The sequence below is a fragment of the Pseudomonas sp. W17 genome, from assembly GCF_040268305.1.
In the GTDB taxonomy this organism is placed as follows: Bacteria; Pseudomonadota; Gammaproteobacteria; order Pseudomonadales; family Pseudomonadaceae; genus Aquipseudomonas; species Aquipseudomonas protegens.
Map to the genome: position 1 here is coordinate 6,793,989 of NZ_CP158490.1, position 19,035 is coordinate 6,813,023.

Genomic DNA, 19,035 nt, shown 5'->3' on the forward strand with positions numbered 1-19,035 from the left:
CGGCGGGTAGTCTGGCAAGATCCAAGGCCGGCTTTCAAGAAAAGACCAGGCTTTTACATCTGCTTTGAACGCAGTGCCCGCAAGCACCGCGCTCAAAGCCTAGCACTCAGCCCTCGAGCACACTCAAGGTCAGGTCCAGACACTTGCGCGCCTTGGCCACCAGCTCGTCGATCTCCGCCTCGCTGATCACCAGGGGCGGCGCAATGATCATGGTGTCACCCACCGCGCGCATGATCAGGCCGTTGTCGAAGCAGAACTGCCGGCAGATCATGCCCACGCCTCGGCCTTCGTAACGCGCCCGGGTGGCCTTGTCCTTGACCAGTTCGATGGCCCCCAGCAGCCCTACTCCGCGAACCTCGCCCACCAGCGGGTGGTCGCTCAACTCGCGCAGACGTTTCTGCAAATACGGTGCCGCTTTTTCATGGGCGCGCTGGATAATTTTCTCTTCGCGCATGATGCGGATGTTTTCCAGGGCCACGGCAGCGGCTACCGGGTGCCCGGAATAGGTGAAACCGTGGTTGAAGTCGCCGCCCTCGTTGAGCACCGCCACCACTTCGTCGCGCACGATCAGCCCACCCATGGGGATGTAGCCGGAGGTCAGGCCCTTGGCGATGGTCATCATGTCCGGCTTGAGATCGTAGAAATCGCTACCGAACCACTCACCGGTGCGCCCGAAGCCACAGATCACTTCATCGGCAACGAACAGGATGTCGTACTTGGCAAGGATTTCCTTGATCCGCGGCCAGTAGCTGTCCGGCGGCACGATCACGCCACCGGCGCCCTGGATCGGTTCGGCGATAAAGGCCCCGACATTGTCCACGCCCAGTTCGAGGATCTTCTCTTCGAGCTGGTTGGCGGCCCAGATACCGAACTCTTCGGGGCTCATGTCGCCGCCTTCGGCGAACCAGTAAGGCTGCGGGATGTGGACGATACCCGGGATCGGCAAATCGCCCTGCTCGTGCATGTAGGTCATGCCACCGAGGCTGGCACCGGCCACAGTGGAACCGTGGTAGCCATTGACCCGGCTGATGATGGTTTTCTTGTTCGGCTGGCCCTTGATCGCCCAGTAGTGGCGGACCATGCGCAGCATGGTGTCGTTGCCTTCGGAGCCGGAACCGGTGAAGAACACGTGGTTCATGCCTTCTGGCGCGATATCGGCGATCGCCTTGGACAGCTCCAGCACCGGGGGGTGGGCAGTCTGGAAGAACAGGTTGTAGTAGGGCAGTTCGCGCATTTGCTTGCTGGCGGCTTCCGCCAGTTCGTCACGGCCATAGCCGATGGCTACGCACCACAGGCCGGCCATGCCGTCGAGAATCTGATTGCCTTCACTGTCCCAGAGGTACACACCCTTGGCGTGGGTGATGATCCGCGGGCCCTTTTCCTTCAGTTGCTTGAAGTCACTGAACGGTGCCAGGTGGTGATCACTGCTGAGGGTTTGCCACTCGCGGGTTTGCGGGTTTTTATGAGTCATCAATCTCTCCTTAGTGTCAGTGAAGGCGCCACTGGCGGGCAGTGGCGCCCGGCGGATCAGACGGCGAACAACAGGAACTCCCGCTCCCACGAACTGATCACGCGCTTGAAGTTTTCGTGCTCGGCCCGCTTCACCGCGACATAGCCGGTGATGAACTTCTGGCCCAGGTACTTCTCGATGGTCTTGCTGTTTTCCATACGCTCCAGCGCGTCTTCGATGGTCAGTGGCAGGCGCAGGTTGCGGCGCTCGTAGCCACGGCCCACCACGGGCGCGCTCGGGTTGTGGCCTTCGACCATGCCGATGTAGCCACACAGCAGGCTGGCGGCGATGGCCAGGTACGGGTTGGCGTCGGCGCCCGGCAGGCGGTTTTCCACGCGACGGTTCTGTGGCCCGGCATCTGGCACCCGCAGGCCCACGGTGCGGTTCTCTTCGCCCCACTCGACGTTCACCGGCGCCGAGGTATCGGGCAGGAAACGACGGAACGAGTTGACGTTGGGGGCGAACAGCGGCAGCAGCTCGGGAATGAACTTCTGCAAACCACCGATGTGGTTGAGGAACAGCTGGCTCATGGTCCCGTCTTCATTGGAGAAGACGTTCTTGCCGGTGTTGATGTCGATGATGCTCTGGTGCAGGTGCATGGCGCTGCCGGGCTCGCCGGTCATGGGCTTGGCCATGAAGGTGGCGGCCACGTCGTGCTTGAGCGCGGCTTCGCGCATGGTGCGCTTGAACACCAGGATCTGGTCGGCCAGGGACAGGGCATCGCCGTGACGGAAGTTGATCTCCATCTGCGCCGTGCCGTCCTCGTGGATCAGCGTGTCCAGGTCCAGCTCCTGCAGTTCGCACCAGTCGTAGACATCTTCGAACAGCGGGTCGAATTCGTTCGCAGCTTCAATGGAGAACGACTGGCGCCCGGTTTCCGGGCGGCCGGAGCGGCCGATCGGCGGCTGCAGCGGGTAGTCCGGGTCGTCACTGCGTTTGGTCAGGTAGAACTCCATCTCCGGCGCCACGATGGGCTGCCAGCCGTGGTCGGCATAGAGTTTCAGGACCTTCTTCAGGACGTTGCGCGGCGACAGCTCGATGGGGTTGCCCTGCTTGTCGTAGGTGTCATGGATCACCTGGGCAGTAGGCTCGATGGCCCAGGGCACAAGGTAAACCGCGTTCTGGTCCGGGCGGCAGACCATGTCGATGTCGGCCGGGTCCAGCAGTTCGTAATAGATGTCGTCTTCGACATAGTCGCCGGTCACGGTCTGCAGCAGCACGCTCTCGGGCAGGCGCATGCCTTTTTCGGCAATGAACTTGTTGGTCGGCGAGATCTTGCCCCGGGTGATCCCGGTCAAATCGCCGATCATGCATTCGACTTCTGTGATCTTGTGGTCTTTCAACCAATCGGTGAGCTGGTCGAGGTTGTTACTCATAAATGCCTCTAGGCTGAGTTTCCTGACTCTCTATTAAGTCAGGCCTTGTGTGACGCTTCGGCGTCGCGTTGTCTTGCCCGCTTGCGGCAGGCATCACCAAAAGCCTGGAAGATGGCCAGGTAGTGAGGGTTGCAGCTTACCTGCCATTCGGGGTGCCATTGCACCCCTAGTGCAAAAGCCTTGCTGGCTTCTACCGAGACCGCCTCCACCAACCCGTCGGGAGCCAGCGCCTCGACCCGCAGCCCCGGGGCCAGACGCTCGACGCCCTGGGCATGGATCGAGTTGACTTGAATCCGCTCCGGCAGGCCCAGCTCCGCCAGAACACCACCGGCCTTGATATGCAGGTCGTGGGCCGGCGCGTACCAGGCGTCCAGGGGCTGGCCGGGCTGTTCGGTGTGCCGGTGGTCCATGAAAGGCTGCACCTGCTGCACGTTCTGATGCAGGCTGCCGCCCAGGGCCACGTTCATTTCCTGGAAGCCGCGGCAGATGCCCAGCACCGGAACACCACTTGCGACGGCGGCGCTCAGCAGCGGCAGGGTGGCAGCATCCCGTGCAGAATCATGAGCAGTGCCCGGCGCGCTGGCAGGACCCTGGTAATGGAAAGGCTCGATATTGGAGGGAGAGCCGGTAAAGAGAATGCCGTCCAGACCGTCCAGAATATCGGACGGGGAAAGCAGTTCCGCCATGGACGGGATAATCACCGGCACGCCCTGGGCTGCGCTGGCTACTGCGTGGACATACTCGTCGCCACTGATGTGATAAGCATGCAGACCGATCTGCCTGGAGCAGGCGGTGACGCCGATTAACGGCAGGCGAGACATGAAACACCCCGGTATTATTGCTGTTATGGGTTTGATTCGAGCTTAGCCTTGTTCATTTTTTTACACAACACCCCCGTAAAAAATACAACACGGCCTGCTCAAGCCTGCGGTACCCAAGGCGGCCGAGCCCCAAAAAACGCCCTGTTTTGCCCCAAAAGAGCCTTGCCAGCCCTTTATTAGGGCATAAAAGGCCTTACTTGACTTCGGCATGCCGTTCGGGTTGACTGAAACCAGAAAAGATCAATGATTGATATTTTTAACAACAAAGGTGTTGCATCATGTCGGTACCCCCGCGTGCCGTTCAGCTCAACGAAGCGAACGCGTTCCTTAAGGAACATCCTGAGGTTCTGTACGTTGACCTTCTGATTGCGGATATGAATGGTGTGGTGCGCGGCAAGCGCATCGAACGCACCAGCCTCCACAAGGTTTACGAGAAAGGCATCAACCTGCCGGCCTCCCTGTTTGCCCTGGATATCAATGGCTCTACGGTGGAAAGCACCGGCCTGGGTCTGGACATCGGCGACGCCGACCGGATCTGCTATCCAATCCCCGATACCCTGTGCAACGAGCCCTGGCAGAAGCGCCCTACCGCGCAATTGCTGATGACCATGCACGAACTCGAAGGCGACCCCTTCTTTGCCGATCCACGGGAAGTCCTGCGCCAGGTGGTGACCAAGTTCGACGAACTGGGCCTGACCATCTGCGCCGCTTTCGAGCTGGAGTTCTACCTGATCGACCAGGAGAACGTGAACGGCCGGCCACAGCCACCACGCTCGCCGATTTCCGGCAAGCGCCCGCACTCCACCCAGGTCTATCTGATCGACGACCTCGACGAATACGTGGACTGCCTCCAGGACATCCTGGAAGGTGCCAAGGAACAAGGCATCCCAGCCGACGCCATCGTCAAGGAAAGTGCCCCGGCACAATTCGAAGTCAACCTGCACCACGTGGCCGACCCGATCAAGGCCTGCGACTACGCGGTCCTGCTCAAGCGCCTGATCAAGAACATCGCCTACGACCATGAGATGGACACCACCTTCATGGCCAAGCCTTACCCGGGCCAGGCGGGCAACGGTCTGCACGTTCACATTTCGGTTCTGGACAAAGATGGCAAGAACATCTTCGCCAGCGAGGATCCCGAGCAGAACGCCGCACTGCGTCACGCGATCGGCGGTGTGCTCGAGACCCTACCGGCGCAGATGGCCTTCCTCTGCCCGAACGTCAACTCCTATCGCCGTTTCGGCGCGCAGTTCTATGTGCCGAACTCGCCGAGCTGGGGCCTGGACAACCGTACCGTGGCCATTCGCGTCCCCACCGGCTCGGCCGATGCAGTGCGCATCGAACACCGGGTCGCCGGCGCCGACGCCAACCCCTACCTGCTGATGGCTTCGGTCCTGGCGGGCGTGCACCACGGCCTGACCAACAAGATCGAGCCGGGGGCGCCTACCGAAGGCAACTCCTACGAGCAGAACGAGCAGAGCCTGCCGAACAACCTGCGTGATGCCCTGCGCGAGTTGGACGACAGTGAAGTGATGGCCAAGTACATCGATCCGAAATACATCGATATCTTCGTCGCCTGTAAGGAAAGTGAGCTGGAGGAGTTCGAACACTCCATCTCCGACCTCGAGTACAACTGGTACCTGCACACCGTGTAAGCGCCAGCTGCATTGAAGAACGCCGCAGGGTTTATCCCGGCGGCGTTTTTTTATGCCCGTGATTCGGATGCGCCCAGGCTGCGGCTACAGGGACAACGGCCCACTCGCGTACAATGCCCGCTGCCCTGTAGGAGAGACTGATGACGCGCACCGCCCCGCTTCGCAAACCCCGTGCACGCAGCCAGGCCCGGATCGACTCCATACTCGACGCCGCACGGACCCTGCTGGCGGCCGAGGGCGTGGCCAGCCTGTCGATCTACAGCGTGGCCGACAAGGCGCAGATCCCGCCATCCTCGGTCTATCACTTCTTTGCCAGCGTCCCGGCCCTGTTGGAAGCCCTTACCGCCGATGTCCACGCGGCGTTCCGCGCCTGCCTGCTGGAACCTATCGACCATGAGCGGCTCAGCAGCTGGCGCGACCTGTCGCGCCTGGTGGAGCAACGCATGCTCGACATCTACGGCGAGGACGCGGCGGCCCGCCAACTGATCCTCGCCCAGCACGGCCTGACCGAAGTCACCCAGGCCGACCGCCAGCACGACATCGAGCTGGGGGACCTGATGCACAAGCTGTTCGATCATCATTTCGAGTTGCCGCCGCTGCCCGTCGATGTCGACGTGTTCGCCCTGGCCATGGAGCTGGGAGATCGGGTGTACGCCCGCTCCGTGCAGCAGCACGGGCAGATCACCCCGCGCATGGCCGAGGAAGGCATGCGCGTCTTCGATGCCTACCTGGGCCTGTACCTGCCGCCCTACCTAGCCAAGCGCCCCACCCCGCTCTGAACGCCAGCTCAGGCCTGACGCAGCAGCAACCGGTCGATGCTGTGGTCCGCCGACTTGTGGATGATCAGGTTGGCTCGCTCCCGAGTCGGCAGGATGTTTTCAACCAGGTTCTTCAGGTTGACCCGGTCCCAGGTATCGGAGGCCACTGACAGCGCCTCGGAATCGGACAGGCCCTTGTACTTGTTGAAGTAGGAATCCCCCGACTGGAAGGCAGTGTTCTTCAGGTAGACGAACCGCTCCAGGTACCAGGTCTTGATGGTCGCTTCGGGAGCATCGACATAGATCGAGAAGTCGATGAAATCCAGGGCGTTCAGGCCCTCGCCCTGCTCCCCCTGCAACACATTCAAGCCTTCCAGGATGATGATGTCCGGCGCCTCCACCGACTGCGCCTCATCGGCCAGGATGTCGTAGCGCACATGGGAATAGATGGGAATCCGCGCCGCTTCGCCCCGGCGGCACACCGCCTGGAGAAAATCCAAGAACAGCGGCTCGTCATAGGACTCGGGAAAGCCCTTGCGGTGCAGGATGTTTTTTTCCTGCAGGGTGGCCAGCGGGAACAGGAACGAATCCGTGGTCACCAGATGCACATTGGGCTTGTCCGGCCAATAGGCCAGCAGCGCCGCCAGGACCCGGGCAAAACTGCTCTTGCCCACCGCCACGCTGCCGGAAACACCGATCACGTAGGGGGCCTTGAAACCGGTCTGCGGCACCTTCAGCGATTGCACCTGCGCCGCATGCAAATGCAGCAGGCGCGACAGCGGCAGGAGGATCTGCCGCACTTCTTCGGACGCCATGGGCTGGGTCGGACTGGCCAGCGTCTCCATCTCGGATGGCGCAAGACTCATCGGCTCACCGGCCCGCAGAGCGGCCCAATGGTCGCGATCGAACTCCAGATACCCCACATTTGGACCCTGCTCTGTTGTCATGTTTACTGTTCAGGTCTTGCCGAAAGCAGGGAAAGTATCAAATCTGACCGGTATTTACAGCGCCCATGAAAAAGCCCCGAAGGGCTCGCACCGTTCGGGGCCGTGATCGGGCGCCGTTCACAACTTGGCGATCGATACCTCGGTGGACTTCACAAAGGCGATCACTTCGCTGCCAATCGACAGCTCCAGCTCTTTCACCGAGCGGGTGGTGATCACCGAAGTGACAATGCCGGAAGCGGTCTGCACGTCGATTTCCGACAGCACGTCGCCTTCGACGATTTCCTTGATGGTGCCCTTGAACTGGTTGCGTACGTTGATGGCCTTGATGGTCATGGTGTTTCTCCTGGGGTCGAAATGAGCGGCTGTTTTAAAGTGCCCAGCGCAGTTGCGTGGGCAAGGGTGAAACGGGTTCCGGCTCCGGCGGCGAGCCGGGCAATGACAGCACGCGGTTGAGGACTTCGGTTTCCAGCGCCGCCAGGCGATGGGAACCTCGTACCCGCGGGCGTGGCAGCTCGACGTGCAGGTCGAGACCGACCTCGCCGTCTTCGATCAGGATCACCCGATCGGCGATCGCCACCGCTTCGCTGACATCGTGGGTGACCAGCAGCACGGTGAAGCCATGCTGCTGCCACAAGCGTTCGATCAACTGCTGCATCTCGATCCGCGTCAGGGCATCCAGCGCCCCCAGCGGCTCGTCCAGCAGCAACAGCCGCGGCTGGTGGATCAGGGCGCGGGCCAGGGCCACGCGCTGCTTCTGCCCACCGGACAGGGCCGCCGGCCATTCCTGGGCGCGGTCCGCCAGGCCCACGGCTTCCAGAGCTTGCAGGGCTTGGGGGCGCCAGTTGCCCTTGAGCCCGAGCCCGACGTTATCGATGACCTTTTTCCAGGGCAGCAGGCGCGCCTCCTGGAACATCAGCCGGGTGTCTTCAATGGCAGCGCTCAAGGGCGCGGAACCGGCCAGCAGTTCGCCGGCGCTGGGCTGGTCGAGACCGGCCAGCAGGCGCAGCAAGGTACTTTTGCCGCAGCCGCTGCGCCCCACCACCGCCACGAACTGGCCGGCGGGAATGTGCAGGTCGATTTCCCGCAGCACCTGCCGCGAGCCGAAGGTCTTTTGCAGTTTGCGCACCGCCAGGGGAATGCCCTGCAGCAGCCGCGGAGGTTGTTGAGCCGTCATTGGGCACCGCCTTTAGTGACCTGGTAGGCCGGATGCCAGCGCAGCCAGACCCGCTCCAGGCCACGCGCGGCCAGGTCCGCCAGCTTGCCGAGCACCGCGTACAGAACGATCGCCAGCACCACCACGTCGGTCTGCAGGAACTCCCGGGCGTTCATTGCCAGGTAGCCGATGCCGGAGCTGGCGGAAATGGTTTCGGCGACGATCAGGGTCAGCCACATGAAGCCCAGGGCAAAGCGTACCCCCACCAGGATCGAAGGCAGGGCGCCGGGCAGGATCACCTGGCGGAACAGGGCGAAGCCGGACAGGCCGTAGCTGCGCGCCATCTCCACCAGTGCCGGGTCGACGTTGCGGATGCCGTGGTAGGTGTTGAGGTAGATCGGGAACAGCGTGCCCAGGGCCACCAGGAAAATCTTCGCCGACTCATCGATGCCGAACCACAGGATCACCAGGGGAATCAGCGCCAGGTGCGGCACATTGCGGATCATCTGCACCGAGCTGTCCAGCAGCCGCTCACCCCATTTCGACAGGCCGGTGATAAAGCCCAGCGCCAGGCCGATGCCGCCACCAATGACAAACCCCAGGCCGGCGCGCCAGCCGCTGATGGCCAGGTGGGTCCAGATATCGCCACTGCGTACCAGGCTGACCCCGGCCTCGATCACCGCGCTGGGGGCCGGCAGGATGCGGGTCGACAGCCAGCCCGCCGACACCGACAGTTGCCACACCGCCAACAACAGCAGCGGCAGGCCCCAGGGCGCCAGACGCTGCACTATGCGTTGTCCGTTCATGGCCGCACCTCAGCTCTGGGACACGGCTTTGGGAATGATGTCGTTGGCGACCATCTCCCCGAACGGGCTGACGTAGCCCGCCGCCTCAGGCAGCTTGGGGCGTTCGATGTCCAGGTGCGGGAACAGCAGTTCGGCCACCCGGTAGGCCTCTTCCAGGTGCGGATAGCCGGAGAAGATGAAGGTGTCGATGCCCAGGTCCGCATACTCCTGCATGCGGGCCGCCACGGTCGGGCCGTCGCCCACCAGGGCCGTACCGGCACCGCCGCGCACCAGGCCGACCCCGGCCCAGAGGTTGGGGCTGACTTCCAACTGGTCGCGACGGCCGCCATGCAAGGCGGCCATGCGCTGCTGGCCTACCGAATCGAAGCGCGCCAGGGACGCCTGGGCCCGGGCGATGGTGTCGTCGTCCAGATGGGAAATCAGCCGCTCGGCAGCCTGCCAGGCCTCGGCGTTGGTTTCCCGCACAATCACATGCAGGCGGATGCCGAAGCGTACGCTGCGCCCGAGTTTGGCGGCCTTGTCCCGCACCTGCTGGATCTTCTCGGCTACTGCGGCCGGCGGCTCGCCCCAGGTCAGGACCATCTCCACCTGCTCGGCGGCCAGGTCCTGGGCCGCTTCCGAGGAGCCACCAAAATACAGCGGCGGACGGGGTTGCTGCAGCGGCGGATAGAGCAGCTTGGCGCCCTTCACGCTGATGTGCTGGCCGTCGTAGTCCACGGTTTCACCTTCCAGCACCCGGCGCCAGATACGGGTGAACTCCACCGAAGCCTGGTAACGCTCCTCATGGTCGAGGAACAGGCCGTCGCCGGCCAGTTCGTCCGGATCCCCCCCGGTCACCAGGTTGAACAGCGCCCGGCCGCCGGACAACCGGTCCAGGGTCGCTGCCTGGCGCGCCGCTACCGTCGGGGAGATGATCCCCGGGCGCAGGGCCACGAGGAACTTCAGACGCTGGGTCACCGGGATCAGCGACGCCGCCACCAGCCAGGAATCCTCGCAGGAGCGTCCGGTGGGGATCAGCACGCCGCCGAACCCCAGGCGATCAGCGGCCTGGGCGATCTGCTGCAGGTAAGCATGATCGACGGCGCGAGCGCCTTCGGCGGTGCCAAGGTAATGGCCGTCGCCGTGAGTAGGCAGGAACCAGAAGATATTGAGGCTCATGGAGTTGTCTCCTAAGGGGTCGAATTACGGCGCTTTGGCCACGGCGGCGGTGGGCGTCCAGATCACGTCTTTGATGCTCAGCGGCTTGGGAATCAACTTGAGCTGGTAGAAGCTGTCGGCGATTTTCTGCTGCGCGGCGATCACTTCCGGGGTCAGGAAGCCCGCGCCATAGCCCTGGCGCTTAACCGAAGTGAGGGTGATGTCGGCCGGCAGGCCCAAAAGCGGTGCCACCTGTTGGGTGACTTCCTGCGGGTTGCCCTTGGACCACTCGCCCACCGCCCGCACTTCTTCCACCAGGGCGGTAATCACCTCGGGATGCTGTTGCGCGTAGGGTTTGGTGGCCAGGTAGAACTGGTGGTTGTCGACGATGCCCGAGCCGTCACGCAAGGTACGAGCCTGTAGCTGCTGCTCGGCGGCTGCCTGGTAGGGGTCCCAGATGGCCCAGGCATCGACGCTGCCCCGCTCGAATGCGGCGCGGGCATCAGCCGGCGGCAGGAACACGGTCTGGATATCACTGTATTTCAGGCCGGCGTCTTCCAGAGCGCGGACCAGCAGGTAATGGACGTTGGAGCCCTTGTTCAGCACCACCTTCTTGCCCTTGAGGTCCTGCACCGACTGGATCGGCGAACCCTTGGGCACCAGGATCGCTTCGCTATGGGGGGCCGGCGGCTCGTAGGCCACATACAGCAGGTCGGCACCGGCGGCCTGGGCAAAGACTGGCGGGGTCTCGCCGGTCACGCCGAAGTCGATGGACCCGACATTGAGGCCCTCCAGCAACTGTGGGCCTCCGGGAAATTCAGTCCACTGCACCTCGACGCCCTGCTGCGCCAGGCGCTTCTCCAGGGAACCCTTGGCCTTGAGCAGCACCAGGGTGCCGTACTTCTGGTAACCGATCCGCAAGGTCTCGGCCTGAGCTTGAACAATGGCGCCGAAGGACACAGCCGCAGCAAACAGAGCGACCAGACCGCGACGCAAAATGACAGGGCGCATGGCGCTCTCCTTTTTGCTGTGGGGTTGTGGCTGCACCTGCTTGCCCGTTGGCGGGCGAGTAAGGCGAGTATTTCAATCGGGGGTGAGGCTCAAATACTCCAGCGAGCACTCAACAGGCGTTCATTGAGCAGATGCGGATCCAGCGGTTTGGGGCGACGGGCCATGGCGCTGTGGAACTGCTCGAGCGCTTCCTTCAAGCGTTGCTCCAGGGCCTCGGCCAATTGCGGCTGGGCGCTGCCCTCGCCGTAGGCGATCTGGCTGTCCTCGGCAAAGATGCCCTGGAGCATCTCCTGGGCCTTGAGGGCCGAAAGCACCGGCTTCAATGCGTAATCCACCGCCAGCATGTGGGCAATGCTGCCGCCGGTAGCCATGGGCAGCACCACCTTGTGGCTCAGGGCCCGCTCGGGCAGCAGGTCGAGCAGGGTTTTCAGGGCCCCGGAAAACGACGCCTTGTACACCGGCGTCGCAATCAGCAGGCCGTCGGCCTGTTCGATCTGTTGCAGCAGGTCGATGACTTTGGGGCTGTCGAAGCGCGCGTGGAGCAGATCCTCGGCCGGGAAGTCCCGTACCTGGTAGCTGAGCACTTCCACGCCTTGCTGCTGTAACCAGCGCTTGGCCAACTCCAGCAGCACCCCGGAACGGGAGCGTTGGCTGGGACTGCCACCGAGAGAGACCACCAGCATGCAGAGAATTCCTTGAACGAAGAAAGCGATTCGCGGGATGCGATCTCGCCGAATTGGAGAGACCTTAACAGCCTATTTTTATATCTATAAATCTTATTTATTCATTTGTTTATTCCTTAAAAATATATAAGGAAGTATTTTCCGCAGGCAAAAAAATAGGCCGTCGAAACGGCCTTAAACCCCTGCTTTATGGATCTTTTGCTCCTGCGTGCTCCGTAGGAGCGGGCTTGCCCGCGAAAGGGTCCGCGAAACTTGCGTCGGCCTCACGACCGCCTTTGTCGGCAAGCGGGCTCCTACGGCGGTTGGTGTATCAGCGGTTGGGTTGCGGCGTCAGGCGCAGATAGGGCTTCACTGCGCGATAGCCCTTGGGAAAGCGACGCTTGATCTCTTCCTCGTCCTTGAGCGAAGGCACGATCACCACTTCGTCACCGTCCTGCCAGTTGGCCGGGGTGGCCACCTTGTAGTTGTCGGTGAGTTGCAGCGAATCGATTACCCGCAGGATTTCGTGGAAGTTGCGCCCGGTGCTGGCCGGGTAGGTGATGGTCAGGCGAATCTTCTTGTTCGGGTCGATGACGAACAGCGAGCGTACGGTCAGGGTGTCGTTGGCATTGGGGTGGATCAGGTCATAGAGGTCCGAGACCTTGCGATCGGCATCCGCCAGGATCGGGAAGTTGACCCGGGTGTTCTGGGTCTCGTTGATGTCTTCGATCCACTTGTGATGGGAGTCCACCGGGTCCACCGAGAGGGCAATGGCCTTCACCCCGCGTTGAGCGAATTCGTCCTTGAGCTTGGCGGTAAAGCCCAACTCGGTGGTGCACACCGGCGTGAAGTCTGCGGGGTGGGAAAACAGCACGCCCCAGCTATCGCCCAGCCACTCGTGGAAACGAATCTTGCCGGCACTGGAATCCTGTTCGAAGTCGGGGGCGATGTCGCCCAGTCTGAGGCTCATGGGTGCTGCTCCTGTGAGTGCGTGATGAAGCTACTCTGCCTTCACGGGAGAATATTTAAAAAGAATATATATCGATTTATTAATAACTGAATTGAATATTAAAAATCTCTTCACTGGACTCGCGGACAAGCGAAGACCACCCTTCTCAACAAGGTTCGAGAAGGCCTTGAGTAGCTGTAAAAAGAGGGGGATTCAGGAAGGGCTCACGGGGGTGGGCCTGACTTGAAACAACACCTCGCCCGGCATTGCGCCGGGCGAGGCTTTATCACGCTATTACAGCAGCGGGATCGAATAGCTGACGATCAGGCGGTTTTCGTCCTGGGAACGAGTCGAAGCCAGGTCGGTACGCCACATAGCGTTTTTCCAGGCAAAGCCGAGGTTTTTCAGCGGGCCTTCCGGAATAACGTAAGCAACAGTCAGGTCACGTTCCCACTCAGTCTTGTCGCCGACGGTGGTCTCGATGTTGTTGCCGCGCAGGTAGATCACGTTAGCGGTCAGGCCTGGTACGCCAACCTTGGCGAAGTCATAGCCGTAGCGAGCCTGCCAGGTACGCTCGCCAGCACGGGCGAACTTCTGGATCTGCATGTCGGTGATGGTGCTGTTGGACGAACCATCACCCTGGTTCAGCCAAGGGAAATCGCTGTCGCCGTTGGTGTATTGATAACCGCCACCGAAGGTATGACCTTCAACCGAGTACAGAGCCAGGTAGCTGTACAGGTTGTTGTCGACCTTGCCCTTGGTGATGTTGCCGCCGTAGTAGCCTGGGGAGAAATAAGTGGCGGTGTCACCGTTGGCGCCGTTGTCACGGCTGCGGTAGTAACGCAAGTCGCTTTTCAGGACGCCCGGGCCGATAGCCCAGTTGTGCACCAGGCCCAGGAAGTTCTGGGTGTAGAAGTCTTTCAGCTCGCCGTAGTAGTAGGAAGCGGTCAGATCCTTGGTGATCTTGTAGTCCGCACCGGCGAAATAGAACTTGTTGGTGAACTCACCTTTGCTGTAGTTGGAACCAGCGTTGGCGTTGGCGATCGACAGACCTTCGTTGTTAGTCGAGTTACGGCCTTTGGCGTGCTCGATCTGACCTGCGGTCAGGGTCAGGTCCTTGATCTCGTTCGAAGTGATCTGGCCACCCTGGAAGGTTTGTGGCAGCAGACGACCATCGTTGGTCTTGATAACCGGGTTGTTCGGCTGGAGGGTACCGATCTTCAGTTCGGTCTGGGAAATCTTGACCTTGCCGGTCAGGCCCAGGCTGGCGAAGTCAGGAACTGCACGGTTGCCGTCGCTTGGAAAGATGGTGCCACCGGAAGCACTCCCGCTGGAGTTACCACTCTTGGCAGGGCTGGAATCCAGACGAACGCCGTACAGGCCAATAGCGTCAACACCGAACTGAACGGTACCTTGGGTGTAACCCGAGATGAAACGCAGATCGAAGCCTTGGCCCCATTCTTCGTTCTTGTTCGCGCCAGGACCGTCACGGTTATCAGTATTGATATAGAAGTTGCGCAAGCCCAGGGTGGCCTTGCTGTCTTCGATGAAACCGGCGGCGCCTGCCTGCTGCGCCAAAACCCCTACGGCCACAGCCAGGGCCAAGGTGGACTTGTTCATGTTTCGCTCCTCTCGTTTCTAATTCTTGTGGTTCCTGGCCCCGGATCGAACGCCCGGGTGCCACAGATGCGCGATTAGCGCCAGACCGTGACTGATAAGTCAATCGTAACGACCTGTGTCTACGACCATGGTCTAATCGCAGTGATTTGGTCCATGCAGGGTAATGAATTACTCATAAACCCAAAAAGAATTGTTTAATTCTTTTTCATACCTTTCAGGAATAAAGCTCGCCATTATCAAACGGCGAATCGCAGCGTAGACGCTCGCAAGCTTATTTCTGAAAAATATTCCCCTGACTCAGCCCCCAAGATCCCCTGCGTGTAGCAAGCGCAAAACGTCATTCAGGATCAAAAAAGCGACGCAATCATGGCTAAGAGCCTATCCTCCCGTCAATTTGTTACAGTTTTTGTATCGAAATGAAATTTTTCTGACATGTGCAACTGGCCGCCACGGTTCGATCAATTGATCGGGCCGTGGCGGCCAGTTGTGCAAAGAGGCGGGTTCAGAGGGCTTTTTCGAAGATCTTCGAATTGCGCTGGTAGTTGTACAGCGAGGCCCGGGCCGATGGCAGGCGCTCGACACTGCTGGGCACGAAACCCCGCTCGCGGAACCAGTGAGCGGTACGAGTGGTGAGGACGAACAGCGTCTTCAAGCCCTGGGCCCGAGCGCGGGTCTCGATCCTTTCCAGCAACTCGTCGCCACGCTTGCCATGGCGGTACTCGGGGTTCACCGCCAGGCACGCCAGCTCACCGGCATCGGAATCGGCAATCTGGTACAGGGCCGCGCAGGCGATGATCATGCCCTCGCGCTCCACCACACTGAACTGCTCGATCTCGCGCTCCAGCACCTCGCGGGAACGCCGCACCAGGATGCCCTGCTCTTCCAGCGGGCTGATCAGCTCCAGCAAGCCGCCCACGTCCTCGATCGCCGCCTCGCGCACCCGCTCGAACTGTTCCTGGGCCACCAGGGTGCCGCCGCCGTCGCGGGTGAAGAGTTCGGTCAGCAAGGCGCCGTCCTCGGCGTAGCTGACGATATGGCTGCGTCCGACTCCGCCGCGGCACGCCTCGGCGGCGGCATCCAGCAGCTCGGCCTGATAGTTGCCCCCCAGGCGCTGCAAATGCGCCGGCACCTGTTGCGGGCGCAATTCGCGCACCAGCTTGCCGTTTTCATCCAGCAGGCCCGGGTCGGCGCCGAACAGCAGTAGTTTGTCGGCCCCAAGGTCGATGGCGGCGCGCGTGGCCACGTCTTCGCAGGCCAGGTTGAAGGTTTCCCCGGTGGGGGAATACCCCAGGGGCGAGAGCAGGACGATGGAGCGCTCGTCCAGCAGGCGATTGATGCCCTTGCGATCGACCCGGCGCACTTCGCCGGTGTGGTGATAGTCGACGCCTTCCAGCACGCCGATCGGACGGGCAGTCACCAGGTTGCCGCTGGCCACCCGCAACCGCGAGCCCTGCATCGGTGAAGAGGCCATGTCCATGGACAGGCGCGCCTCGATAGCAATGCGCAACTGGCCCACGGCATCGATCACGCACTCCAGGGTTGCCGCGTCGGTGATCCTAAGGCCGTGATGGTAATGGGGCGTCAGGCCACGGGCCGCCAGGCGGGCTTCGATCTGTGGGCGCGAGCCGTGCACCAGCACCAGGCGCACCCCCAGGCTGTGGAGCAGCACCAGGTCGTGGACGATATTGCCGAAGTTGGGGTGTTCAACGCCGTCGCCGGGCAGCATGACCACGAAGGTGCAGTCGCGGTGGGCATTGATATAGGGAGACGCGTGGCGAAGCCAATTGACGTATTCGGGCATGAACCTGAGCCTGTAAATAAAAAGCAGCCTATGAAAGGACGAAACGGAAAACTCACAGCGGGCTGATGGTTATCGTCGGAACAGGCTTGGCAACACGCTTACTCTCCTCATGGGTACGGACAAGGCCACCGGCAATTTACTGAAATTGGGCCGGCGTCAGGCAGTAATGTTCAATCAATTCACGTAATAGATGCACGGTAGGCTGCAAGCGTGACATTTCGAGGTACTCCCCCGGCTGGTGGGCACAGGCGATATCACCCGGGCCGAGCACCAGGGTCTCGCAGCCAAGGCGCTGAAGATAAGGTGCTTCGGTGCCAAACGCTACTGCTTCGGCACGATGCCCGGTCAACCGCTCTGCCACTCGCACCAACTCGGCATCCTCGGGCTGCTCGAAAGGCGGGACCGCGGGGAACAGCGGCGCATAGTCGATCTTCACTTCATGGCGTTCGGCAATCGGCTTGAGCTTCTGCCGGATGGCCTCGCGCAGCACATCCGGATCCATGCCCGGCAGGGGCCGCAGGTCGAACTCCAGGGAACACTGGCCACAGATGCGGTTGGGGTTGTCGCCGCCATGGATGCAGCCGAAGTTCAGGGTCGGTTGCGGGACGCTGAACTGCGCATTGCGGTACTCGCGCTGCCACAGCAACCGCAGGCCCCGCAGCTCGCCAATGGCATCGTGCATGGCTTCCAGGGCACTGCGACCCAGGCTCGGGTCCGACGAATGACCGCTGCGGCCGAGGATATCGATGCGCTCCATCATCACCCCCTTGTGCAGGCGGATCGGCTTGAGCCCCGTAGGCTCGCCGATGACCGCCGCGCGCCCCAGGGGCCGGCCGGCTTGCGCCAAGGCCCGCGCCCCGGCCATGGAGCTTTCTTCGTCGCAAGTGGCGAGGACCAGCAGCGGCTGCTTGAAAGGCTGATCCAGCAGGGGCCACACTGCCTCGATGATCAGGGCGAAGAAACCCTTCATGTCGCAACTGCCCAGGCCGACCCAGCGGCCGTCGACTTCGGTCAGCTTCAAGGGGTCGGTCTGCCACAGCGCGCTGTCATAGGGCACGGTGTCGCTGTGCCCGGCCAGTACCAGGCCGCCAGGGCCACTGCCGAAACTGGCCAGCAGGTTGAACTTGCCGGGGCTGACCTGCTGGATATCACAGGCAAAACCCAGGTCGCCGAGCCAACCGGCCAGCAGGTCGATCACCGCACGGTTGGATTGATCCAGTGCTGCTTGAGTGCAGCTCACCGATGGCGCGGCGATCAGCGCGGCAAACTGATCCTTCATGGACGGCAGGGGCATGAGCTGTCTCCGGGAATCCCAATGTGAGGCCCATCATAGAGGCATCCCGCAAGCGGAAGGAACCGCCGCGGCACCTGCGGGCGCCTTGTCCTGTACACTGCACGGCCTTGGCAGCCAACTCTTCCCCGGCTGCGCTCCCGATCCTGGATTTTCCGGCCATGCAGAAAGAAACCGAAATCAAACTCCGCGTCAGCCGCGAAACCCTCGCCGCCCTGCGCGAGCACCCGCTACTGAAAAAACGCAACAAAAGTGGCTGGGAACGCCGTGAACTGATGAATCAGTACTTCGACACCCCAGAACGCGACCTGGCCCGGGCCAAAGTCGCCCTGCGCCTGCGTCGCGACGGTGATGCGGTGATCCAGACCCTGAAGACCAGCGGCCAGAGCGTCGCCGGCCTGTCCGAACGCAACGAGTACGACTGGCAACTGGCCAAGGCCAAGCTGGACGTGAAAAAGCTCGAAGGCCAATGCTGGCCCGAAGCCCTGGCCGAACTGGACAAGAAGACCCTCAAGCCATTGTTCACCACGGATTTCGTCCGCGAGCGCGCAGAAATCGCCTGGGGCCGCGGCAAGGCCAAGGTGGTGATCGAAGCCGCCCTGGACTTGGGCCAAGTCATCGCCGGCAAGCAAAAGGAAGAAATCTGCGAGCTGGAACTGGAGCTGCGTGAAGGCGAACCGGCTGCCCTGCTGGAGTTGGCAGCGGAGCTGGCCCTGACCCTGCCGCTGATGCCCTGCGACATCAGCAAGGCCGAGCGCGGCTATCGCCTGTTCGACGCCGGCAGCTACTCCCTGAGCCTGCCCGCGCCGCAATTGAGCGCCGAGACGCCCCTGGACGAAGCTTTCGCCGCTCTGGCCTGGCACCTGCTGGGCAGCAGCCAGCGCCTGGCCGAGCAGTACCGCTTCAATGGCCACTGGCGCCTGCTGCAGGACTGGGTGGACAACCTTGCCGAGCTGCGAGCCCTGGCCAGCAGCCTGGGCCAGGCCGCACCGCGCCAGTCCACCGCTGAGTTGCGCAGTGCCCTGGACGCCCTGCTGGAAGACTGGCGTCCGCTGGTACAGGCCGGTCTTGATGACGAAGACGTGCGCAAGGCCGCGCCGGAGCAGTTCATCGAAGAGTTGCAGGACGTGCGCTGGGGCCTGTTCTCGCTGAATACCTCGCGCTGGCTGCTGGCCCGGGCCTGGACCGCTGACCGCAACACCCGGGGCAACCGCCAGGGCGCCGCACAGCTGGGCAGCTGGTTGCCACGCCTGCTGGCCGAGGAAGCCACCTCCCTGCAACTGCCGCGCTATCAGCAGCAACCGGAAGACCTGGCCGAGCAGTTGCCGCGCATTGAACGCATCCAGGCCTGGTTGCACCACGCCCGCTCCGCGCTGGAGATCCCGGAGCTGGACCGTCTCTATGGCGAGCTGAACAAACTGGCCCAGCTGGCCAATGAGCCGATCACCGACGAAGCCCTCGACGCCCGCAAGCAGCAGGCCATCGCGGTGTTCCAGAACCGTGCCTGGAAAACCCTCCTGCGCCTGTAACCCCGCCCC

The 19,035-nt window shown here is 62.1% G+C and carries 17 protein-coding genes; 3 read left to right on the forward strand and 14 right to left on the reverse strand.

Annotated elements, in window-relative coordinates; genetic code table 11:
• Positions 1-106: 106 nt before the first annotated feature.
• Genes ABCR88_RS31340 through ABCR88_RS31350 form a run of 3 tightly spaced genes read right to left on the reverse strand, consistent with a single transcriptional unit; the run spans position 107 to position 3,707 of the window.
• The gene (locus ABCR88_RS31340) at positions 107-1,471 is read right to left on the reverse strand and encodes an aspartate aminotransferase family protein (protein ID WP_011064100.1); all 1,365 of its coding nucleotides are present in this window, start codon (positions 1,469-1,471) and stop codon (positions 107-109) included.
• Positions 1,472-1,527: 56 nt separating this feature from the next.
• Positions 1,528-2,886, reverse strand: a complete 1,359-nt coding sequence (locus tag ABCR88_RS31345; protein WP_011064101.1) for a glutamine synthetase family protein — start codon at positions 2,884-2,886, stop codon at positions 1,528-1,530.
• Between the two features lie 38 nt (positions 2,887-2,924).
• Positions 2,925-3,707: a gamma-glutamyl-gamma-aminobutyrate hydrolase family protein gene (locus ABCR88_RS31350; protein WP_041120312.1), complete on the reverse strand. Its 783-nt coding sequence runs from the start codon at positions 3,705-3,707 to the stop codon at positions 2,925-2,927.
• A gap of 278 nt (positions 3,708-3,985) precedes the next feature.
• On the opposite strand from ABCR88_RS31350, the gene ABCR88_RS31355 reads away from it, so the two are divergent.
• Both ABCR88_RS31355 and ABCR88_RS31360 read left to right on the forward strand, forming a co-directional pair.
• Positions 3,986-5,362, forward strand: coding sequence for a glutamine synthetase family protein (locus ABCR88_RS31355; protein ID WP_011064103.1), 1,377 nt, complete (start codon positions 3,986-3,988; stop codon positions 5,360-5,362).
• Positions 5,363-5,502: 140 nt separating this feature from the next.
• The gene (locus ABCR88_RS31360) at positions 5,503-6,141 is read left to right on the forward strand and encodes a TetR/AcrR family transcriptional regulator (RefSeq protein ID WP_041120314.1); all 639 of its coding nucleotides are present in this window, start codon (positions 5,503-5,505) and stop codon (positions 6,139-6,141) included.
• A gap of 8 nt (positions 6,142-6,149) precedes the next feature.
• On the opposite strand, the gene coaA is transcribed toward ABCR88_RS31360, so the two are convergent.
• From coaA to argE, 11 genes are all read right to left on the reverse strand, one after another.
• Entirely contained in the window at positions 6,150-7,067 is a 918-nt protein-coding gene (gene coaA / locus ABCR88_RS31365) for a type I pantothenate kinase (protein WP_041120316.1), read from the reverse strand.
• Between the two features lie 117 nt (positions 7,068-7,184).
• The gene (locus ABCR88_RS31370) at positions 7,185-7,400 is read right to left on the reverse strand and encodes a TOBE domain-containing protein (protein WP_011064106.1); all 216 of its coding nucleotides are present in this window, start codon (positions 7,398-7,400) and stop codon (positions 7,185-7,187) included.
• A gap of 34 nt (positions 7,401-7,434) precedes the next feature.
• A complete protein-coding gene (gene ssuB, locus ABCR88_RS31375; protein WP_011064107.1) occupies positions 7,435-8,241 on the reverse strand; it encodes an aliphatic sulfonates ABC transporter ATP-binding protein in 807 nt (268 codons plus the stop codon).
• On the reverse strand, positions 8,238-9,026 hold the full coding sequence (gene ssuC, locus ABCR88_RS31380) for an aliphatic sulfonate ABC transporter permease SsuC (RefSeq protein ID WP_350023354.1): 789 nt from the start codon (positions 9,024-9,026) through the stop codon (positions 8,238-8,240). The genes ssuB and ssuC overlap by 4 nt, the downstream gene beginning before the upstream one ends.
• 9 nt (positions 9,027-9,035) lie before the next feature.
• On the reverse strand, positions 9,036-10,184 hold the full coding sequence (gene ssuD / locus ABCR88_RS31385) for an FMNH2-dependent alkanesulfonate monooxygenase (RefSeq protein WP_232643711.1): 1,149 nt from the start codon (positions 10,182-10,184) through the stop codon (positions 9,036-9,038).
• Between the two features lie 24 nt (positions 10,185-10,208).
• The gene (locus ABCR88_RS31390) at positions 10,209-11,174 is read right to left on the reverse strand and encodes a sulfonate ABC transporter substrate-binding protein (protein WP_011064110.1); all 966 of its coding nucleotides are present in this window, start codon (positions 11,172-11,174) and stop codon (positions 10,209-10,211) included.
• An 89-nt stretch (positions 11,175-11,263) separates the two neighbouring features.
• Positions 11,264-11,857: an NADPH-dependent FMN reductase gene (gene ssuE / locus ABCR88_RS31395; protein ID WP_350403844.1), complete on the reverse strand. Its 594-nt coding sequence runs from the start codon at positions 11,855-11,857 to the stop codon at positions 11,264-11,266.
• 310 nt (positions 11,858-12,167) lie between these two features.
• On the reverse strand, positions 12,168-12,806 hold the full coding sequence (locus ABCR88_RS31400; RefSeq protein WP_011064112.1) for a peroxiredoxin: 639 nt from the start codon (positions 12,804-12,806) through the stop codon (positions 12,168-12,170).
• Positions 12,807-13,079: 273 nt separating this feature from the next.
• Positions 13,080-14,405: an OprD family porin gene (locus ABCR88_RS31405; protein ID WP_015637416.1), complete on the reverse strand. Its 1,326-nt coding sequence runs from the start codon at positions 14,403-14,405 to the stop codon at positions 13,080-13,082.
• Between the two features lie 502 nt (positions 14,406-14,907).
• Positions 14,908-16,206, reverse strand: coding sequence for an amino-acid N-acetyltransferase (argA, locus tag ABCR88_RS31410; RefSeq protein ID WP_011064114.1), 1,299 nt, complete (start codon positions 16,204-16,206; stop codon positions 14,908-14,910).
• A 136-nt stretch (positions 16,207-16,342) separates the two neighbouring features.
• Positions 16,343-17,500, reverse strand: coding sequence for an acetylornithine deacetylase (argE, locus tag ABCR88_RS31415; RefSeq protein ID WP_320335633.1), 1,158 nt, complete (start codon positions 17,498-17,500; stop codon positions 16,343-16,345).
• Positions 17,501-17,658: 158 nt separating this feature from the next.
• Between argE and ABCR88_RS31420 the strand changes: the two genes are divergently transcribed.
• Positions 17,659-19,026, forward strand: coding sequence for a CYTH domain-containing protein (locus ABCR88_RS31420; protein WP_047289842.1), 1,368 nt, complete (start codon positions 17,659-17,661; stop codon positions 19,024-19,026).
• The last annotated feature ends 9 nt before the right edge of the window (positions 19,027-19,035 follow it).